At 70.6% G+C, this 17065-nt stretch carries 23 protein-coding genes; 17 read left to right on the top strand and 6 right to left on the bottom strand.

All coding sequences use genetic code 11. The features are described from left to right. Positions 1-44: 44 nt before the first annotated feature. The 3 genes from LOZ83_RS15430 to LOZ83_RS15420 are packed head-to-tail and all read right to left on the bottom strand — an operon-like array spanning position 45 to position 2908. Entirely contained in the window at positions 45-860 is an 816-nt protein-coding gene (locus LOZ83_RS15430) for a serine hydrolase (RefSeq protein WP_236791276.1), read from the bottom strand. A 60-nt stretch (positions 861-920) separates the two neighbouring features. Then, the gene (locus LOZ83_RS15425; RefSeq protein ID WP_236791275.1) at positions 921-2144 is read right to left on the bottom strand and encodes a PTS transporter subunit EIIC; all 1224 of its coding nucleotides are present in this window, start codon (positions 2142-2144) and stop codon (positions 921-923) included. After that, positions 2141-2908, bottom strand: a complete 768-nt coding sequence (locus LOZ83_RS15420; protein WP_236791274.1) for a GntR family transcriptional regulator — start codon at positions 2906-2908, stop codon at positions 2141-2143. Before LOZ83_RS15420 ends, LOZ83_RS15425 begins: the two co-directional genes overlap by 4 nt. 168 nt (positions 2909-3076) lie before the next feature. Between LOZ83_RS15420 and LOZ83_RS15415 the strand changes: the two genes are divergently transcribed. Further along, positions 3077-3313, top strand: a complete 237-nt coding sequence (locus LOZ83_RS15415) for a glucose PTS transporter subunit EIIB (RefSeq protein ID WP_236791273.1) — start codon at positions 3077-3079, stop codon at positions 3311-3313. Then, positions 3310-3774, top strand: coding sequence for a PTS glucose transporter subunit IIA (locus LOZ83_RS15410; RefSeq protein WP_308190220.1), 465 nt, complete (start codon positions 3310-3312; stop codon positions 3772-3774). The genes LOZ83_RS15415 and LOZ83_RS15410 overlap by 4 nt, the downstream gene beginning before the upstream one ends. Positions 3775-3837: 63 nt before the next feature. Here the strand turns inward: LOZ83_RS15410 and LOZ83_RS15405 are convergent, their stop codons facing one another. Then, positions 3838-4287 (bottom strand): ubiquinol-cytochrome c reductase iron-sulfur subunit, encoded by a 450-nt coding sequence (locus LOZ83_RS15405; protein ID WP_236791272.1) that lies wholly within the window; start codon positions 4285-4287, stop codon positions 3838-3840. A 103-nt stretch (positions 4288-4390) separates the two neighbouring features. Between LOZ83_RS15405 and LOZ83_RS15400 the strand changes: the two genes are divergently transcribed. The 12 genes from LOZ83_RS15400 to LOZ83_RS15350 all read left to right on the top strand — a co-directional run bounded on the left by LOZ83_RS15400 (position 4391) and on the right by LOZ83_RS15350 (position 13623). Next, a complete protein-coding gene (locus LOZ83_RS15400; RefSeq protein WP_236791271.1) occupies positions 4391-4783 on the top strand; it encodes a hypothetical protein in 393 nt (130 codons plus the stop codon). Continuing rightward, complete coding sequence (locus LOZ83_RS15395; protein ID WP_236791270.1) at positions 4780-5292, top strand: sigma-70 family RNA polymerase sigma factor; 513 nt, start codon at positions 4780-4782, stop codon at positions 5290-5292. Before LOZ83_RS15400 ends, LOZ83_RS15395 begins: the two co-directional genes overlap by 4 nt. Continuing rightward, the gene (locus LOZ83_RS15390; RefSeq protein ID WP_236791269.1) at positions 5289-5924 is read left to right on the top strand and encodes an anti-sigma factor; all 636 of its coding nucleotides are present in this window, start codon (positions 5289-5291) and stop codon (positions 5922-5924) included. Before LOZ83_RS15395 ends, LOZ83_RS15390 begins: the two co-directional genes overlap by 4 nt. A gap of 206 nt (positions 5925-6130) precedes the next feature. Next, the gene (locus LOZ83_RS15385) at positions 6131-6724 is read left to right on the top strand and encodes an A24 family peptidase (RefSeq protein WP_236791268.1); all 594 of its coding nucleotides are present in this window, start codon (positions 6131-6133) and stop codon (positions 6722-6724) included. Between the two features lie 199 nt (positions 6725-6923). After that, positions 6924-7049, top strand: coding sequence for a hypothetical protein (locus LOZ83_RS39800; protein WP_255823895.1), 126 nt, complete (start codon positions 6924-6926; stop codon positions 7047-7049). A gap of 19 nt (positions 7050-7068) precedes the next feature. Next, the gene (locus tag LOZ83_RS15380; RefSeq protein ID WP_236791267.1) at positions 7069-7212 is read left to right on the top strand and encodes a hypothetical protein; all 144 of its coding nucleotides are present in this window, start codon (positions 7069-7071) and stop codon (positions 7210-7212) included. A gap of 221 nt (positions 7213-7433) precedes the next feature. Then, a complete protein-coding gene (aroC, locus tag LOZ83_RS15375; RefSeq protein ID WP_236791266.1) occupies positions 7434-8621 on the top strand; it encodes a chorismate synthase in 1188 nt (395 codons plus the stop codon). Next, on the top strand, positions 8618-9142 hold the full coding sequence (locus tag LOZ83_RS15370; RefSeq protein ID WP_236791265.1) for a shikimate kinase: 525 nt from the start codon (positions 8618-8620) through the stop codon (positions 9140-9142). Before aroC ends, LOZ83_RS15370 begins: the two co-directional genes overlap by 4 nt. After that, a complete protein-coding gene (gene aroB / locus LOZ83_RS15365) occupies positions 9139-10248 on the top strand; it encodes a 3-dehydroquinate synthase (RefSeq protein ID WP_236791264.1) in 1110 nt (369 codons plus the stop codon). Before LOZ83_RS15370 ends, aroB begins: the two co-directional genes overlap by 4 nt. Next, positions 10245-10676, top strand: coding sequence for a type II 3-dehydroquinate dehydratase (gene aroQ, locus LOZ83_RS15360; protein ID WP_236791263.1), 432 nt, complete (start codon positions 10245-10247; stop codon positions 10674-10676). The genes aroB and aroQ overlap by 4 nt, the downstream gene beginning before the upstream one ends. A gap of 483 nt (positions 10677-11159) precedes the next feature. Then, complete coding sequence (locus LOZ83_RS15355) at positions 11160-12080, top strand: GNAT family N-acetyltransferase (RefSeq protein WP_236791262.1); 921 nt, start codon at positions 11160-11162, stop codon at positions 12078-12080. A 43-nt stretch (positions 12081-12123) separates the two neighbouring features. Continuing rightward, positions 12124-13623, top strand: a complete 1500-nt coding sequence (locus tag LOZ83_RS15350; protein WP_236791261.1) for a beta-xylosidase — start codon at positions 12124-12126, stop codon at positions 13621-13623. Positions 13624-13626: 3 nt separating this feature from the next. On the opposite strand, the gene LOZ83_RS15345 is transcribed toward LOZ83_RS15350, so the two are convergent. Further along, the gene (locus LOZ83_RS15345) at positions 13627-14088 is read right to left on the bottom strand and encodes a B-4DMT family transporter (protein WP_236791260.1); all 462 of its coding nucleotides are present in this window, start codon (positions 14086-14088) and stop codon (positions 13627-13629) included. 38 nt (positions 14089-14126) lie between these two features. On the opposite strand from LOZ83_RS15345, the gene LOZ83_RS15340 reads away from it, so the two are divergent. Genes LOZ83_RS15340 through nusB form a run of 3 tightly spaced genes read left to right on the top strand, consistent with a single transcriptional unit; the run spans position 14127 to position 16261 of the window. Beyond that, a complete protein-coding gene (locus tag LOZ83_RS15340) occupies positions 14127-15209 on the top strand; it encodes a Xaa-Pro peptidase family protein (RefSeq protein ID WP_236791259.1) in 1083 nt (360 codons plus the stop codon). A 42-nt stretch (positions 15210-15251) separates the two neighbouring features. Continuing rightward, positions 15252-15815, top strand: a complete 564-nt coding sequence (gene efp / locus LOZ83_RS15335; protein ID WP_236791258.1) for an elongation factor P — start codon at positions 15252-15254, stop codon at positions 15813-15815. Then, positions 15812-16261, top strand: a complete 450-nt coding sequence (nusB, locus tag LOZ83_RS15330) for a transcription antitermination factor NusB (protein WP_236791257.1) — start codon at positions 15812-15814, stop codon at positions 16259-16261. The genes efp and nusB overlap by 4 nt, the downstream gene beginning before the upstream one ends. A gap of 147 nt (positions 16262-16408) precedes the next feature. On the opposite strand, the gene LOZ83_RS15325 is transcribed toward nusB, so the two are convergent. After that, positions 16409-16897, bottom strand: coding sequence for a transcriptional regulator (locus LOZ83_RS15325; protein ID WP_020422358.1), 489 nt, complete (start codon positions 16895-16897; stop codon positions 16409-16411). Positions 16898-17065 lie beyond the last annotated feature (168 nt).

Below are 17065 nucleotides of genomic sequence, written 5' to 3'. Positions count from 1 at the left end.
CGGACCCGACGAAAGTCGTGAAAAAGAAAATGACCCCGAACGGGTCAAGCCTTTAGTTCGGTGAGCACGGCGTCGGTGAACGGCGGCCAGACCTCACCCGCCCACGGGCCGAAGGCACGGTCGGTGAGCGCGACACAGGCCACCCGCGCGTCCGGATCCACCCACAGAAATGTGCCGGACTGACCGAAATGCCCGAACGTTCGCGGGGAGCTGTGCGCTCCGGTCCAATGTGGACTCTTCGAGTCGCGGATCTCGAAGCCGAGTCCCCAGTCGTTGGGCTTCTGATGACCGAACCCGGGCAGCACCCCGTTCAGTCCGGGAAACGCGACCTCGGTCGCGGCGGCGAGCGTGCCCGCGTCGAGCAGCGTCGGCCGCTGCAGTTCCGCGGCGAACGCGATCAGGTCGCGCACGCAGGACACCGCACCGGCGGCGGGGGAGCCGTCGAGCTTCGTCGCACCCATGCCCAGCGGGACGAACAGCGCTTCGGACTGGTACTCGGCGAACGCGATGCCGGAATGCTCGGTCAGCGCGTCGGCCAGTTCTTCGAACCCGGCGTTGGAGTAGAGCCGCCGCGTGCCCGGCTCCGCCATCTGGCGATGTTCGTTGAACGCGAGGCCGGAGGTGTGCGCGAGCAGGTGCCGGATCGTCGAGCCCGCGGGACCGGCCGGGGTGTCCAGCTCGACGACGCCCTCTTCGATCGCGATATGCGTGGTGTACGCGGTGAGCAACTTGGTCACCGACGCGAGCCGGAACTGCCGGTTCTCGTCGCCGTGGCGCCCCAGCACCGCGCCGTCCGCCGCGATCACGGCCGCCGCCGCGTTGTCCACCGGCCACTGTTCGATCCCGCGCACGCTGTCCACGCGCCCACCCTACGACGAGGGGCCCGGCGCGGATCCCGCACCGGGCCCCTCGAAGGGAGGTCAGACGTTCGTCGTGTCGGTCACCTCCACGCCTTCCTCCTCACGACCCGGGGTGCGCAGGTTCCACTTCGTGATCACCCACCGGAACGCGAAGTAGTAGATGACCGCGAACACCAGTCCGATGGGTATCAGCAACCAGGCCTTGGCCGCGGCCGGTGCTCCCGCGTTGAGGGCGAAGTCGATCGCACCAGCCGAGAACGAGAACCCGAGATGGATGCCGAGCGCGTTGCAGACCGCCAGCGAGACGCCGGTGAGGACCGCGTGCATGAGGTACAGCGGCCACGCCACGAACATGAACGCGAACTCGATCGGCTCGGTGACACCGGTCAGGAACGAGGTCAGCGCGGCCGCGATCATGATGCCACCGACCACCTTCTTCTGCTCCGGCCGGGCGGTCTGCCAGATCGCCAGCGCCGCCGCGGGCAGCGCGAACATGAAGATCGGGAAGAAGCCCGTGGTGAACGCCCCCGCGTGCGGGTCGCCGTTGAAGAAGTTGGTGATGTCGCCGCCCTTGAAGATGAACCAGACCGGCACGTTGATCAGCTGGTGCAGGCCGATCGGCAGGAGCAGGCGGTTGAGCACGCCGTAGATGCCGCCACCGATGATCGGCGCGTCGGTCACCGCGTTGCCCAGGTGCTGGATGGCGGAGTCGATCGGCGGGAAGATCAGGCCGAAGATGACGCCGAGGATGAGCAGCGCGAGCGAGTTGATGATCGGCACGAACCGGCGGCCACCGAAGAACGCCAGGTACGGCGGCAGCTTGACGCGGTGGAACCGCTGCCACAGCACCGCGGTGACGAGGCCGACGATCACGCCGCCCAGCACGCTGTAGGGCCACTTGATCGGCTGCAGGTACCAGCCTTCCTTGAAGCCCTCCATGTCGCTGATCGGCGCGAACACCTGCACGACCTTGTTGAACACGACGAAGCCGACGACGGCCGCGACCCCGGTCGAGCCGTCGCCGCGGCGGGCGAACCCGACCGCGATGCCGACCGCGAACAGCAGCGGCAGCCAGTCGAACAGCCCACCGCCGGCGGCGGCGAGTACGGCGGCGACCTTCTTCGTCGCGTCCCAGCGGCCGAGCAGGTCGTCCTGCCCGAGCCGCAGCAGCAGGCCTGCGGCGGGCAGGGTGGCGATGGGCAGCATCAGGCTGCGGCCGAAGCGCTGCAGCCCGGCGACGCCCCTGCCCCTGCCCGTTGTTCCTTCGGCGGTGGTGGTACTCACGGCATACCTCCGTTATCGGCGGGGAGTGTCGGGTCCAGTTGCATGCTCACCTGGTAGCGGTCGCCCCGGTACCAGGAGGTGATGTCCTCGACCGGCTCTCCCCGGGTGGTGGAGATCCGGCGGAAGACCAGGAGCGGGTCGCCGGTGCGGATGCCGAGCAGCCGCGCCGTCTCCCGGTCCGCCGCTTCGGCCCAGACGGTCTGCCGGGCGTGTTCGAAGCGGAGGTCGTAGTGCTGTGCGACCTGCTCGTACAGGGACTTGGTGAGGTCCTTGTCGAGCAGCCCGGGCAGTGGCCCGGGGTGGTACCAGCCCCGCTCGAGGGCGAGCGGGACCCCGTCGGCCAGGCGCAGCCGGGCGAGCCGGTAGGCCGGCTGCCCGTCGGCGAGGCCGAGCGCGCCCGCGTGCGGTGACGGCGGGATCTCCACCGACTTCGCGAGCACTTCGGTGGTGGGCACGAGGCCGCGCCGCCGCATGTCGGTGGTGAACGACATGAGGTAGAGCTGCAGCTCCATCCGCCGCGCCGCGGTGAAGGTGCCCTTGCCCCGTGCCCTGGTCAGCAGGCCTTCCTCGACCAGCCTCCCGATGGCGGACCGCACCGTCAGCCGGGACACGGCATATCGCTGCGCGAGCTCCCGTTCCGACGGGATCGGGGAGCCCGGCGGGAGCTCTCCTTCGATCGAGCGGCGCAGGATCTCGCGCAGCTGGGCGTGTTTCGGCGTGGGGCCGTCCACCACTTGCCCGGCGGCGACATCGGGTGCCACCATGCCGCCACCTCCGTTTGTTTCGGGTTCATTGCCGGGCTCGCACCCGGCGCCGAAGATTGGTACGTTCCGGTCTAGACCATTTCTTGATGGGGCAGAATGCTCCGAACAGCGTTGAGGTGTCAACCGCCGTTACGGGAACGTGTTCGGACAAGGGAGAAGGAGGCCGCCGTGGCCGATGAAAGGCCGGAAAAGATTCTCGCCGCGCTCGGTGGCGCCGGGAACATCATCGACATCGAGGGCTGCATCACGCGGCTGCGGTGCGAGCTGCAGGACGGCTCCGTCGTGGACGAGGCGGCGCTGAAGAAGGCCGGCGCGCACGGGGTCATGAAGATGGGCTCGGTGGTCCAGGTCGTGGTGGGCCCGGAGGCCGACACGATCGCCGAGGACATCCAGGACCTGCTGTGAGCGAGCTTGCGACCACGGTCGTGACGAGCCCCGTCGCGGGCCGGGCGGTGCCGATGAGCGAAGTGCCCGATCCCGTGTTCGCGCAGGCGATGGTCGGGCCGGGCGTGGCCGTGGAACCGGCGGGCGGGGAGCAGGAGGCGGTGGCGCCGGTCGACGGCACCGTCGTCACGCTGCACCCGCACGCGTTCGTCGTGGCGGGCGCCGACGGCCGGGGTGTGCTGGTGCACCTGGGCATTGACACGGTCAAGCAGAAGGGCGAGGGCTTCACCCTGCACGTGGTGAAGGGCGAGTCGGTGCGGGCGGGGCAGCCGCTGATCCGGTGGAACCCGGACGCGGTGCGCGCCGCCGGTTACTCACCCGTGGTGCCGGTGGTCGCGCTCGACGCCCCGGCGGAAGGACTGTCGGAGCTGCGCATCGACGGTGACGTCACCACCGGCGAGCAACTGTTCGTATGGAGCTGACCCCGAGTCCGGCATTCGGCCCGCCGGGTTCGACGCCCGGCGGGCCGAATGCCGCGCGGGAACTTAGGCGGTCACGACATTGGTGCCGTCGACCTTCACCGGGATCGACGGCAGCGGCTGCTCGGCCGGGCCCTTCTTCACTGCGCCCGTGAGCGCGTTGAACACGGAACCGTGACACGGGCAGTGCAGCTCGTTGCCCGCCGGGGCGACCGTGCAGCCCTGGTGGGTACAGATGGCGCTGAAGCAGGCCGCGGTGCTGTCGGTCGGCCGCGCCAGGATCGCGGGCTGCCCGCTCACGGTGACGGACTTGCACTTCCCGACCTCGACCTCGGAGAGGGTGCCGACGGCGGTGCCGGCCGGGCCGGCGGGTGCGACGGTGTCACCGGTGCCGGAGTTGGACGACGATCCCGAGCCGGTGCCACAGGCTGCGAGCGCGACAGCGCCGGCGGCGGCACCGGCCACGGCGACTCCGGTGGTCAGGACGGTACGACGGGTGGCTGTTTCGGCAGTCATGCTCCTGATCACGAAATGACACCGGCCCCGGTTCAATGAACCCGGGCGAGGTGTCTTTCGTGGAAACGGTTGTACGTTTTTTTGTCGAGGAGAGGGGCGGGGCATGGTGGCATGGGTGCTGCGGATCCTGGTGGTCCTGGGCCTGCTCGGGTCGGCGTGGGTGCACTACGACCTCTACGCCAACGAGGGTTTCTCCGATATCCCCACGATCGGGCCGCTGTTCCTGGTGAACGTGGTGGCCGGGGTGGCGCTCGCGGTCGCGGTGCTGGTGTGGCACCACTGGCTGCCGGTGCTGGGCGCGATCGGCTTCGGCGCGGTCACGCTGGTGGCGTACCTGCTCTCCCTGACTCCCGGTGGTTTGTTCGGCGTGCACGAGCAGTTCGTGATGGCGTCCGAGGTGTGGGGTGTGGTCACCGAGGCGGGTTGCGTCGTGTTCGGCATCGCACTGCTGTTCGTGCGTGCGAGGTCTGGGGCGAGGGCGGTTGCCAAGGTATGAAAGAGGCCGCGGAAGACCAGTTGATGCGCGCGCTGCACGAAGATCACGCGGCCGCGCTCTGGTCCTACGCGTTGCGGCTGACCGGTGGCGACCACACCCGGGCCGAGGATCTGGTGCAGGAGACCCTGTTGCGCGCGTGGAAGCACCCGCGGGTCCTGGACCAGTCGCAGGGATCAGCAAGGGCGTGGTTGTTCACGGTGGCGCGGCGGATCGCGATCGACGGGTGGCGTTCGGCGGCCGCCCGGTCCGAGGTGATGACCGACGCGCCACCCGAACTCGCCATGCCCGACGACACGGACCGCGCGTTGCAGGGCTGGCTCGTCGCGGAGGCGCTGGGGGAGCTGTCCACGGCTCACCGTGAGGTGCTCGGGCTGTGCTATTTCCAGGGCTACTCGGTCGCGGACGCGGCCAAGACCCTCGGTATCGCGCCCGGCACGGTGAAGTCGCGGACGCACTATGCGTTGCGGGCGCTCAGGCTCGCGTTGGAGGAGAGGGGGGTGACGCAGTGAGCAGGCCGGCGGACGAGTTCGAGACCTATGACGCGGCGTACGTCCTCGGTGCCCTGTCTCCCGAGGACCGGGCCGCCTACGAGGCACATCTGAAGGAGTGTCCCGACTGCGCGCGGGCTGTGCAGGAACTGGCCGGACTGCCGGGGTTGCTGTCGCAGGTGGGGCCAGAGATGGTGGAAACGGCCGAGCCACCAGGTGGCCTGCTGCCCTCGATGCTGAGCTCGGTGCGCAAGATCCGCCGCCGGCGCACGTTCACCACGACGGGTGTCGGTGCGGTGGCCGCCGTGGCGGTGGCGCTCGCGGTGCTGCTGCCCCAGGGTGCCGGCGGTGTCACCGGGACAGCGATGACGCCGCTGATCGCCGCACCGGTCCAGGCGACGGCAGCGGTGGCGCGGGTCTCCGGTGGGTCCAGAGTGGACATGTCGTGCGAGTACCAGGGCGCGAAGTACGGTGCGGACTACCGATTGGTCGCGATCCGGCCGGACGGCACCGAGGAGGACCTCGCGACCTGGGCGGCGGATCCCAACCACACGGCCAAGATCACCCTCGACACGTCGATCTCGCCGGAGAACATCCAGTCGCTGGAGATCCGGTCCGCGTCCGGCACGGCACTGCTGCGCTGGCAACCCTGACCGCGGAAGTGCACGACTGGGCCAGTCGTGAAATTCGTTCTTGCGACGGAGAGCCCGCGTGGTGAAGGCTCGAACTCGTGATCGAATCAATCCGCACCATCGTCCCCGCCGCTGCTGATCTGTTCCCTTGTGTAACAACGACTCTGGTCCCTTTCGCTTCCTTATTCGCTTACACACCAACAATTCTCTACCTCGCGACTGGAACTGTGGTCGCCGTACTGGCTTTGGCCGCGTCCGTCGCGCTCGCCCGGGCACGTGCACCGGCGCCCGTACCGCGAGCCCCGGTGGTCGCGCTAGCCGCGGTGCTCGGCGTCGTCACGGCGTGGCGCTGGCTCGGTGGCGGCTGGCCTTCGTGGTGGCTGCCGGTCCCGGTGTTGATCGCGGCACTGGGTGTCCCGCTGGCGGCTGCGGATCTCCGGTACCGCCGCCTACCCGACGTGCTCACCTTGCCCGCGTACCCGATCCTCGGCGTGGCCCTATGCGTCGCGGCGGTGAGTGGTCCGGGCCTCGGCCTGATGCTGCGTGCCCTCGCCACCGCTGCCGCGTTCGGTGGCCTGCACCTGCTGGCGCACGCCCTGTCGCGACGCTCACTCGGCGCGGGAGACGTCAAACTGGCCGGTGCGCTCGGTGCCGTACTCGGCGCGGTGAGCTGGACGGCGCCGGTCATCGCGGCGGTGTTCGCGGCCCTGACCACCGCGGTCCTGGCCGTGCTGCGTCGCTGGGAGCACGGTGTGCCGCACGGTCCGGGGTTGCTGCTGGCCACGTGGTTGGCGGTGCTGCTGCCGAAGTTGGGTACTTGATGGAAACAGGCATGGCCGCTTGAGCCGGCCGGCGCCGACGTTCGCGGCCTTGACCACCGCAGTCGTGGCCCTGTTGCGCCGCTGGGAGCGTGGGGTGCCGCACGGCCCCGGGTTCCTGTTGGCGATCTGGCTGGCAGCGCTGCTGCCCGAGATGAGCAGTTGAGGGAAACAGGCCTGGGCGCTTGAGCTGGACGCACCGGTGTTCGCGGCCCTGGCCACGGCGGTCCTGGCCGTGTTACGCCGCTGGGGGCGGGGTGTGCGGCACGGCGCGGGGTTGCTGCTGGCCACCTGGCTGGCAGCGCTGCTGCCGACGATGGGTCCTTGAGGGAAACAGATATGGGCGCTTGAGCCGGACGGCGCTGGTGTTCGCGGCCCTGAGCACCGCGGTCCTGGCGGTGCTGCACCGCTGGGAGCAGGGTGTGCCGCACCGGCCGGGGTTGCTACTGGCGACCTGGTTGGCGGCGTTGCTGCCGAAGGTGAGCACTTGAGGGAAACAGGCGTCGGCGCGGTGAGCTGGACGGCGCCGGTGTTCACCGCCCTGACCACCGCGGGTCTTGGCCGTGCTGCGCCGCTGGGAGCGCGGTGTGCCGCACGGCCCCGGGTTGCTGCTGGCCACCTGCCTGGCAGCGCTGCCGCCCAAGATGAGCACTTGACAGAAACAGGCATGGGCGCTTGAGCCGGACGGCGCGAGCCATGACAGGATCGTGAGGTGTTGCGCTGGATAACCGCAGGTGAATCGCACGGGCCCGCGCTGGCGGCCGTGCTGGAAGGGATGGTGGCCGGAGTCGGGGTCACCACCGCCGAAGTGGGCGAGCAGCTTGCCCGGCGGCGGCTCGGATTCGGCCGGAGCCCGCGGATGGGGTTCGAGACCGACCACATCGAGTTCCTCGGCGGTGTCCGGCACGGCCTCACCCAGGGTGGTCCGATCGCGGTCCACATCGAGAACGCCGAATGGCCCAAGTGGGACAAGGTGATGGCCGCCGACCCGGTTGACCCGGCCGAGCTGGAAGGCGTCGCCCGCAACGAGCCGCTGACCCGCCCGCGTCCCGGCCACGCCGACCTGCCCGGCATGCAGAAGTACGGCTTCACCGAGGCCCGCCCGGTCCTCGAGCGGGCGAGTGCGCGGGAGACCGCGTCCCGCACCGCGCTGGGCACGGTGGCGCGCGCCTTCCTCCGTCAGCTGCTGGGCGCGGAGATCATCAGCCACGTGATCTCCATCGGCGGTGCCGAGGCGCCCGCCGGCCCGCTGCCCGGTCCCGGTGACCTCGCGGCGATCGACGAAAGTCCGGTCCGGGCGTTCGGGCAACAGGCCACCGACGCGATGGTCGCCGAGGTCGACGCGGTGCGGAAGGCGGGGGACACGGTCGGCGGCGTCATCGAGGTGATCGCCTACGGCCTGCCGCCGGGCCTCGGCTCGCACGTGCACTGGGACCGGCGGCTCGACGCCCGCCTCGCCGGCGCGCTGATGGGCGTCCAGGCGATGAAGGGCGTCGAGATCGGTGACGGCTTCACCACGGCACACCGCTGGGGCAGCCAGGCCCACGACGAGATCGACCGCGGCTCCGGCCCGGTCGGCGTGACCCGCCGCTCGAACCGCGCGGGCGGGCTCGAAGGCGGCATCACCAACGGCGAGCCGGTGCGGGTGCGGGTCGCGATGAAGCCCATCTCGACCGTGCCCAAAGCACTGTCCACTGTGGACGTCGCGACGGGTGAGCCCGCGGTCGCGATCCACCAGCGGTCGGACGTTTGCGCCGTGCCGCGGGCCGGGGTCGTGCTGGAGTCGGTCGTCGCGCTGGTCCTCGCCGACGCGGCGCTGGAGAAGTTCGGCGGTGACTCGCTCGCCGAGAGCAGGCGCAACGCCGAGGCGTACCTCAAGGCGCTGGAGGAACGGTGGTGAGGCCCCGCATCGTGATCGCCGGGCCGCCGGGGTCCGGTAAGAGCACGGTGGGACCGTTGCTGGCCAAGGAGTTCGGTGTGTCCTTCCGCGACAGCGACGATGACATCGTCGCGCGCGCGGGCCGGTCGATCACCGACATCTTCGCCACCGACGGCGAACCCGCGTTCCGCGAGCTCGAAGCGGAGGTCATCGCCGAGGCCCTGCGTGAGCACGATGGCGTGCTGTCGGTGGGCGGCGGCGCGGTACTGACGCCGGTGACCCAGGAGCGGCTGCGCGGGCACCACGTGGTGTTCCTGAACGTCGGCTTCGCCACTGGTGTCCAGCGTGTCGGGCTGTCCACGGCACGGCCGCTGCTGGCCGGTGTCAACCCGCGCGCCACCTACCGCTCCCTGCTGGAGGCGCGGCTGCCGGTCTACCGGTCGGTGGCGACCCTCGAGGTCGACACCGACCACCGCACCCCCGAACAGATCGTGGCCGTCATCGCCACCCAGCTGACCGACGAACTGGAGAAGACGCAGTGACCGAGCCGGTGCGGATCCAGGTGAACACCGCCCGCCCCTACGAGGTCGTGCTGGGCCGTGGCTTGCTGGGCGAGCTCACCGAGATCCTGCGGGACGCATCCAAGATCGCCCTGTTCCACCCGCCGACCCTGACCACCACCGCCGACGCGATCCGCGAGGAGCTCAACGAAGCCGGCCTCGACGCCCACCGGGTCGAGATTCCCGACGCCGAGGACGGCAAGGCGCTCTCGGTGGCCGCGTTCTGCTGGGAGGTGCTCGGCCGCATCGGGCTCGACCGGCGTGGCATGGTCGTCGGGCTCGGCGGCGGCGCCGTGACCGACCTCGCCGGGTTCGTCGCCGGCACCTGGATGCGCGGGGTCCGCCTGGTCAACGTGCCCACCACGCTGCTCGGCATGGTCGACGCGGCGGTCGGCGGCAAGACCGGGATCAACACCGACGCCGGCAAGAACCTCGTCGGCGTCTTCCACGAGCCCACCGCGGTACTCGCCGACCTCGGCACGCTGGAAACGTTGCCCCCCAACGAACTCGTCGCCGGGATGGCCGAGGTCGTCAAGGCCGGGTTCATCGCCGACCCGGCGATCCTCGACCTCGTCGAGGCCGATCCGGCGGCGGCGGTCGACGCCCAGGGCGAGGTCCTCGGCGAGCTGGTGCGCCGGTCGATCCAGGTCAAGGCAGACGTGGTCGCGGCCGACCTGCGCGAGTCCGACCTGAGGGAGATCCTCAATTACGGGCACACTCTCGGCCACGCCATCGAGCGGCGCGAGCGCTACCGCTGGCGGCACGGCGCCGCGGTCAGCGTCGGTCTGGTGTTCGCCGCCGAGCTGGCCCGCCTCACCGGCCGCCTCGACGACGCGACCGCCGAACGCCACGCCGCGGTGCTGAAGCAGCTCGGCCTGCCCACGAGCTACGACCCGGACGCCCTGCCGCAGCTGCTGGAAACCATGCGTGGCGACAAGAAGACCCGCGCGGGCGTGCTGCGGTTCGTGGTGCTGGACGGCCTCGCCAAACCGGGGCGGCTCGAAGGGCCGGACCCGGCGCTGCTCGCCGCCGCCTACTCGGCCGTCGCCGCCGAAAAGCCCAGCCAGGGCGGGAGTGTGCTGCTGTGAAGGTGTTCGTGCTCAACGGCCCCAACCTCGGGCGCCTCGGCAAGCGCGAGCCCGCGGTGTACGGCTCGACCACCCACGCCGACCTCGCCGAGCTGTGCGTCAAGACCGGCAGCGAGCTCGGGCTGGAGGTCGAGGTGCGGCAGACCGACCACGAGGGCGAAATGGTCGGCTGGCTACACGAAGCGGCCGACGGCGGCTACCCGGTCGTGCTCAACGCCGGGGCGTGGACGCACTACTCGATCGCCGTGCGTGATGCCGCCGCGCAGCTCACCGCGCCGCTCATCGAGCTGCACATCTCGAACGTGCACAAGCGCGAGGAGTTCCGCCACCACAGCGTCCTGTCGGACATCGCGACGGCCGTCATCGCCGGCCTGGGCGTGCCCGGCTACCCCCTGGCGCTGCGCTGGCTCGCCGACAACGCCCGCTGACCCGCGTTCCCTGCGCAGTGGGGCCACACACAGGAAAGTGAGCACGGTGACCGTCCCTGTCGTGTGCGCGCCCCGGCTCGCGCTGCGCGGTCTCGAAGGCTTGGACACCGGCGCGTTCCCTGCGCTGTGCCGCCACGCGAAGAAAAGCGAGCACGGTGACCGTCCCGGTCCTGTGTGCGCCCCGGCTTGCGCTGCGCGGGCTGGAAGGCTTGGACACCGGCGCGGTCCCTGCGCTTTGCCGCCGTACAAAGGAAAGCGAGCACAGTGACCGTCCCCGGTCGTGCGTACGCTCCGGCTTACGCTGCGCGGTCTCGAAGGCTTGGACACCGGCGCGTTCCCTGAGGTTCGCCGCCGCACGAAGAAAAGCGAGCACGGTGACCGTCCCGGTCCTGTGTGCGCCCCGGCTTGCGCTGCGCGGGCTGGAAAGCTTGGACACCGGCGCGTTGCCTCCGCTTTGCCGCCGCACACAGGAAAGCGAGCACAGTGACCGTCCCCGTCGTGCGTACGGCCCGGCTCACGCTGCGCGGCCTCGAAAGCTCCGACACCGGTGCGATCCTGCGCGTCTTCGCTGATCCCGCGCTGAGCCGGTACCTCGCGGCCGACCTCAGCGACCCCAGCCACTGCCGCGCGATGATCGAGCGCCGCCTCGCCTACCGCGGGCCGGAAGGGTTGGGGCACTGGGTGATCGAGCGCGACGGCACCGTCATCGGGCTGGCGCACCTGCGCCCGTCCGACGAGCTGCCCGCCGGGACCGCGGAGATCGGCTACTACCTCGACCCCGCGCACGGCGGCCAGGGCCTTGCCACCGAAGCCGCCGCGGCGCTGCTCGACCACGGACTCGTGACCGTCGGCGTGTCCGCCGTCTGGGCGCTCATTCACGAGTCCAATATGGACAGCCTGAAACTGGCCCGGCGACTGGGTTTCCGCGACATCGGGCTCGAACACCACTACGGCGCACCGCACCGGGTGCACATCGCGCTCCCGCGCCCGCACGGCCACCTCCACCACGTCGAGCTGTGGGTGCCGGACCTCCCGCGAGCCGAAGCCAGCTTCGGCTGGCTGCTCGCCGAGCTGGGCTGGCGCGAGTACCAGCGCTGGCCCGACGGGGTCAGCTGGAAGCTCGGCGCGGGCTACGTCGTCGTCGAACGGTCGCCCGCCCTCACCGCCACCGGCCACGACCGGTGCCGTCCCGGGCTCAACCACCTCGCGCTGCACGTCGAATCCGAACGCCGCGTCGACGAACTCGCCGAAGCCGCCGGCGGGCACGGCTGGCAGCCCCTGTTCGCCGACAGATACCCGCACGCCGGTGGCCCTGGGCACTACGCGGCGTATCTGGAGAACGAGGACGGCTTCGAGATCGAACTCGTCGCTCTCCGGCATGCTGTCACCCCACCGGGGGAATGACTCTCCTACACTGATGCAGCCATCAGAGAGGGGTCACCAGTACATGCGCGGGTTCCGTCATCGGCTGAGTGCTGCGCTCCTGGCGATCGTGCTCGGCACGACCGCCGTCGCCTGCAGCCCGGGAAGCGCGCAAACCCAGGCCGAGGGCCCGGACGGGCAACTCGGTGGGGGCAGACCCGCCCCGCCGCCCTCGAACGTCACCCTCAGCACCGCCGCCGGCCGGGAAAGCGCGGGTGTCGTCGCCGCGGGCGGGCCGGGCGCGCCGTACAACTATGGCCCGACGGTCATCGTCGAGAACGGCAAGATCCGCGTCTGGTGGTGCAGCCAGTACCCGACCGCGGGGCCGCCCGGCGACGACATCCTCTACGGCGAGTCGGCCTCGCTCGACGGCCCGTTCACCGCCCCCGGCGGTGGCGCCCCGCCCGCCGTGCTTTCGGGTGATCCGGGGCAGTTCGACGGGGTGCACACCTGCGACCCCTCGGTGATCCGGGTCGACGGAACCTACTACCTCTACTACACCGGCGCCGCGGGCGATCACGCGCTCGGCAACGCGATCGGGCTCGCCACCAGCACCGACGGCTTCACCTGGACGCGCTCGAACACCCCGATCGTCGGTCCCTCGCACGACGTGCACCGCGAAAACCTCTACGGCACCGGCCAGCCTGCCGCCGTCTACCTCGACGGCTGGTTCTACCTGATGTTCACCGACACCACAGGCAAGGGCGCCGGCTGGAACGGGGCCGGCCAGTTCGTCCTGCGCGCCAAGGACCCGATGTTCGCGACCGGCGTGGAATCCTTGGGGGACAAGGGTTTCGCCGCCGTCGCGAGTACCGCCGCGCCGCGCACGACGTCCGTCGTGGACGCGTTCAGCGCTGATCTGGAGTGGGTCGACGCGCTCGGCGCGTTCGCCATCGCGCACGAGACCCAGGACGGCACCACCATCACCTTCTGGAACCGTGACTTCACTGCGCATCCCTACCGTGCCGTGGTGATCCCCGGTCCCTGGCAGGAAGGCCCCGGTCTCGTCCGGCGGCCCGACGGGCACGCGCTCGCCGCGCCGGGTGACCCGTGCGGCCGTATCCCGTTCGACGTGCTGCGCGCGACCAGGATCGGCGAGGCGAACGCGCCCACCGACCTGCGGCACTACGGCCTCGACGTGGTCGGCATCCAGGGTTGCGCCGACCAGCAGCGCACCCTCGGCGTGCTCGACGGGTTCGCGATGCCCTCGCCGGTCCGCACCATCGATCTCGTGGTGGCGGGCAAGGTCGTGCGCATCGACCGCCGCTCGGTCGCCGAACAGCTCGCGACCAAGGTGCTGGACCAGCGGATCGACGCACTCGACGGGGTGCCGGTGTCCGCGCACCTGAGTTCCGGTGCCCGGGCGCTCCAAGCGCCGGGGCTGGGCCTCGGTTTCGTGCTCGACGACGGGAAGCTGTGGCCGGTGCGCCCGCAGTCCGTCGCGTCGCTCAACGGTTCCGCGGTCGAGTTCGTCAGCGCGGCGCAGTGGCGGTCCTACCCGCAGGCCGCGGCACTCGGGAAGTAAGCCCTACTTCGCGCGGGGCGCCGGCGACGGCACCCGCCGCCGGGGCCTGGGGGAGGGCTTCTCCTTCGCCGGCGCGGGTGTGCCGAGGCGGGCACCGACGAACAGGCCGAGTCCCGCCGGCACCAGGACCAGCAGCGCGGCGAACGCGGCACCACCGGTGAGCGCCGGCCCCAGCTCCGAAGTGCCGGCCTGGTCGACGAAGATCCCGCGGCCGATGACGTACAGCACGCCGGAGCCCAGGCCCGCGAACAGCGCCGCGATCACCCAGGTGCGGCCGGCGTCCTCGCGGCGGAGCCACGCGTCGACCGCGCCCCACAGCGCGGCCGCGCCCACCAGCAGGGCGATCGTCGCGATCTTCGCGGTGAGCAGGCCGGTCGGATCGAACACCGTCGCCTTCGCCAGTGCGGTGTCCGCGGCGCCGTGCAGCACCGCCATCACGAGTCCGCGCGTCAACCAGGGCCGCATCGTGCCACTGTAAGCCAACCCGCCAGTAAGGTGACCATGTGGCCGACTCTCCGTTCGCAACCCGGCGTCGTTCGCTGCGGGCCCTGGTCCGCGCGGCCGGTGCCGACGCGCTGCTGGTGACGAACCTGCTGAACATCCGTTACCTCACCGGTTTCACCGGCTCGAACGCGGCGCTGCTGCTCGACGCCGAGGGCGACGAGCGCACCCTGTTCTGCACCGACGGCCGCTACGTCACGCAGTCCCAGGAGGAAGTGCCGGACCTCGAACTCGTCAACGACCGGGCCAGCGCCGCCGCGCTCGCCAAGCGCGCGAAGGGACGCACCGGTTTCGAGAGCCAGCACGTCAGCGTCGAGCAGTACGAGACGCTGCACGCGCTCGCCGAGGACGCTGAACTGGCGCGCACGCCCGGCCTGGTCGAACGGCTGCGGCTGATCAAGGACGAGCACGAGATCGGCGCGCTGCGCAAGGCGTGCGCCGCCGCCGACGCCGCGCTCGCGCAGCTCATCGAGCGCGGCGGGATCCGGCCCGGCCGCACCGAGCGCGAGGTCGCGCGTGAGCTGGAGAACCTGATGCTCGACCACGGTTCCGCGGCCCGGTCGTTCGAGTCGATCGTCGCGGCGGGGCCGAACTCGGCGATCCCGCACCACCGGCCCACCGGCGCCGTCCTCGCCACCGGCGACTTCCTCAAGCTGGACTTCGGCGCCACCGTCGAGGGCTACCACTCCGACATGACCCGCACCCTCGTGCTCGGCAAGGCCGCCGGCTGGCAGCGCGAGCTGTACGACCTGGTCAGCCAGGCGCAGACCGAGGGCAGCGCGGCGGTGCGGCCGGGCGCTGTGACGAAGGACGTGGACAAAGCCGCGCGCGGGGTGATCGAACGGGCCGGCCACGGCGACGAGTTCTCGCACGGGCTCGGGCACGGCGTGGGACTCGAGATTCACGAGGCACCCAGCCTGGCGAAGAAGGGCGACGGTACACTTGCCGCTGGTATGACGGTCACCGTCGAGCCAGGGGTATACCTCGCCGGCCGCGGTGGTGTGCGCATCGAGGACACGCTGGTCGTGCGGGACACGGTTCCCGAACTCCTCACCCTGAGCGGCAAGGACCTCGTGGTCGTCTGACGATCGCGAACACGAACGAACAACAGGAGAACTGGACTACCCGTGGCCACCACCAACGACCTCAAGAACGGCCTGGTGCTCAACCTCGACGGACAGCTGTGGTCCGTGGTGAGCTTCCAGCACGTCAAGCCGGGCAAGGGCGGCGCGTTCGTGCGCACCACCCTCAAGCACGTGCTCACCGGCAAGGTGGTGGACAAGACGTTCAACGCCGGCACCAAGGTGGAAACCGCCACGGTCGACCGCCGGAACATGACGTACCTCTACAACGACGGCACGGACTTCGTGTTCATGGACGGCGAGACGTTCGACCAGATCACCGTCCCGCGGGTGACCGTCGGCGACGCCGCGAACTACCTGCTGGAGAACAGCGAGGTGCAGGTCGCGACGCACGAGAACGAGCCGCTGTACGTCGAGCTGCCCACCTCGGTCGAGCTGCTCATCCAGCACACCGACCCCGGCCTGCAGGGCGACCGGTCCACCGGCGGCACCAAGCCCGCCACGCTGGAGACCGGTGCCGAGATCCAGGTCCCGCTGTTCCTGAGCACCGGCGAGAAGGTCAAGGTCGACACCCGCGACGGGCGTTACCTCGGCCGGGTCTCGTCTTGAACCAGCCGGTATCCCAGCGCGGCGGCTCGCAGGGCCGCCGCGCTTTGCGCAGGCGCGCCGTGGAGATGCTGTACGAGGCCGCGCAGCGTGCCGCCGATCCGGTGCAGCTGCTGGCCGACCGCGTCGGCTCGACGGTGGTGGACCCGATCGGGGACTACACGATCTCGCTCGTCGAGGGCGTCACGGCGCATCGCGAGCGCATCGACGAGCTGCTCGCGGAGCACGCGCAGGGCTGGACGCTCGACCGGATGCCGCCGGTGGACCTGGCGGTGCTGCGGGTCGGCGTCTACGAGCTGCTGTGGTCGCCGGACGTGCCCGACCCCGTCGCCATCGACGAGGCTGTCGGGCTGGCGAAGGAGCTGTCCACCGACGATTCCCCCAGGTTCGTCAACGGCGTGCTCGGCCGCATCGGCAACATCGCCGACCGCCTGCGCGCGGTGCTGTAGAGGCGGGGCTGCCCGGAAACCGGCGCCGCGGGGGTCCAGGGGGCTTGCCCCTTGGCGGGGGTCTGGGGGTTCGACCCCCAGAGGACACAACTGAGCGCGCCCGGTCCACGCTTTCCGTGGACACACCTCACCCAGCTTGCGGCGCGCTCAGTCTTCTTTGGCCGGCCTGGCTTCGGGCGGGAGCACGCCCCAGTCGATGAGCTGCTCGGTGAGCTCACCCGGGGTCATGTCGTAGATGATCGCCAGGGAGCGCAGGTCCTCGGTGCGGATGGAGAGCACCTTGCCGTTGTAGTCGCCGCGCTGGCTCTGGATGGTCGCGGCGTACCGCGCCAGTGGCCCGACCTTCTCCGCCGGCAGCTGCTGCAGGCGTTCCAGGTTGATCACGATCTTGGTGGCCGGTTCGGCGCCGGACGGGACACGGCCCTCAGGCAGCAGCTCGACGACCGGCACCCCGTAGAAGTCGGCCAGCTCGGCCAGCTTCTGCACGGTCACCGCGCGGTCTCCGCGCTCGTACGACCCGACGACGACCGCCTTCCAGCGGCCCCCGGACTTCTGCTCGACCCCGTGCAGGGAAAGGCCCTGCTGCTGGCGGATACCGCGGAGCTTGGCCCCGAGCGCCTTGGCGTAATCGCCCATCTGGTTGTTCTCCGTTTCCTCGCCCAGCCGGTCGGGCGGACCGTCCCGGGACTGCCGCACTGAATACTCAGAGTAATGGTTACGCATTGTCGTCACCAGGTCAAGCAATTGCTGCCCCGGGAGGGGTGCATACCACCCGCTCAGCCGCCCGGCACCGCCTGTTATTGT

Source organism: Amycolatopsis sp. GM8 (assembly GCF_021653975.1).
Classification (GTDB): Bacteria; Actinomycetota; Actinomycetes; order Mycobacteriales; family Pseudonocardiaceae; genus Amycolatopsis_E.
This window is presented reverse-complemented; position numbering and strand designations above follow the sequence as displayed.

Bases quoted from the DNA above. Each gene is read 5' to 3' on its own strand.
- LOZ83_RS15325 (WP_020422358.1), bottom strand. From the start codon at position 16,897: ATGGGCGATTACGCCAAGGCGCTCGGGGCCAAGCTCCGCGGTATCCGC.
- LOZ83_RS15405 (WP_236791272.1), bottom strand. From the start codon at position 4,287: ATGACTGCCGAAACAGCCACCCGTCGTACCGTCCTGACCACCGGAGTC.
- LOZ83_RS15420 (WP_236791274.1), bottom strand. From the start codon at position 2,908: ATGGTGGCACCCGATGTCGCCGCCGGGCAAGTGGTGGACGGCCCCACG.
- LOZ83_RS15395 (WP_236791270.1), top strand. From the start codon at position 4,780: ATGAAAGAGGCCGCGGAAGACCAGTTGATGCGCGCGCTGCACGAAGAT.
- LOZ83_RS15345 (WP_236791260.1), bottom strand. From the start codon at position 14,088: ATGCGGCCCTGGTTGACGCGCGGACTCGTGATGGCGGTGCTGCACGGC.
- LOZ83_RS15400 (WP_236791271.1), top strand. From the start codon at position 4,391: ATGGTGGCATGGGTGCTGCGGATCCTGGTGGTCCTGGGCCTGCTCGGG.
- LOZ83_RS15350 (WP_236791261.1), top strand. From the start codon at position 12,124: ATGCGCGGGTTCCGTCATCGGCTGAGTGCTGCGCTCCTGGCGATCGTG.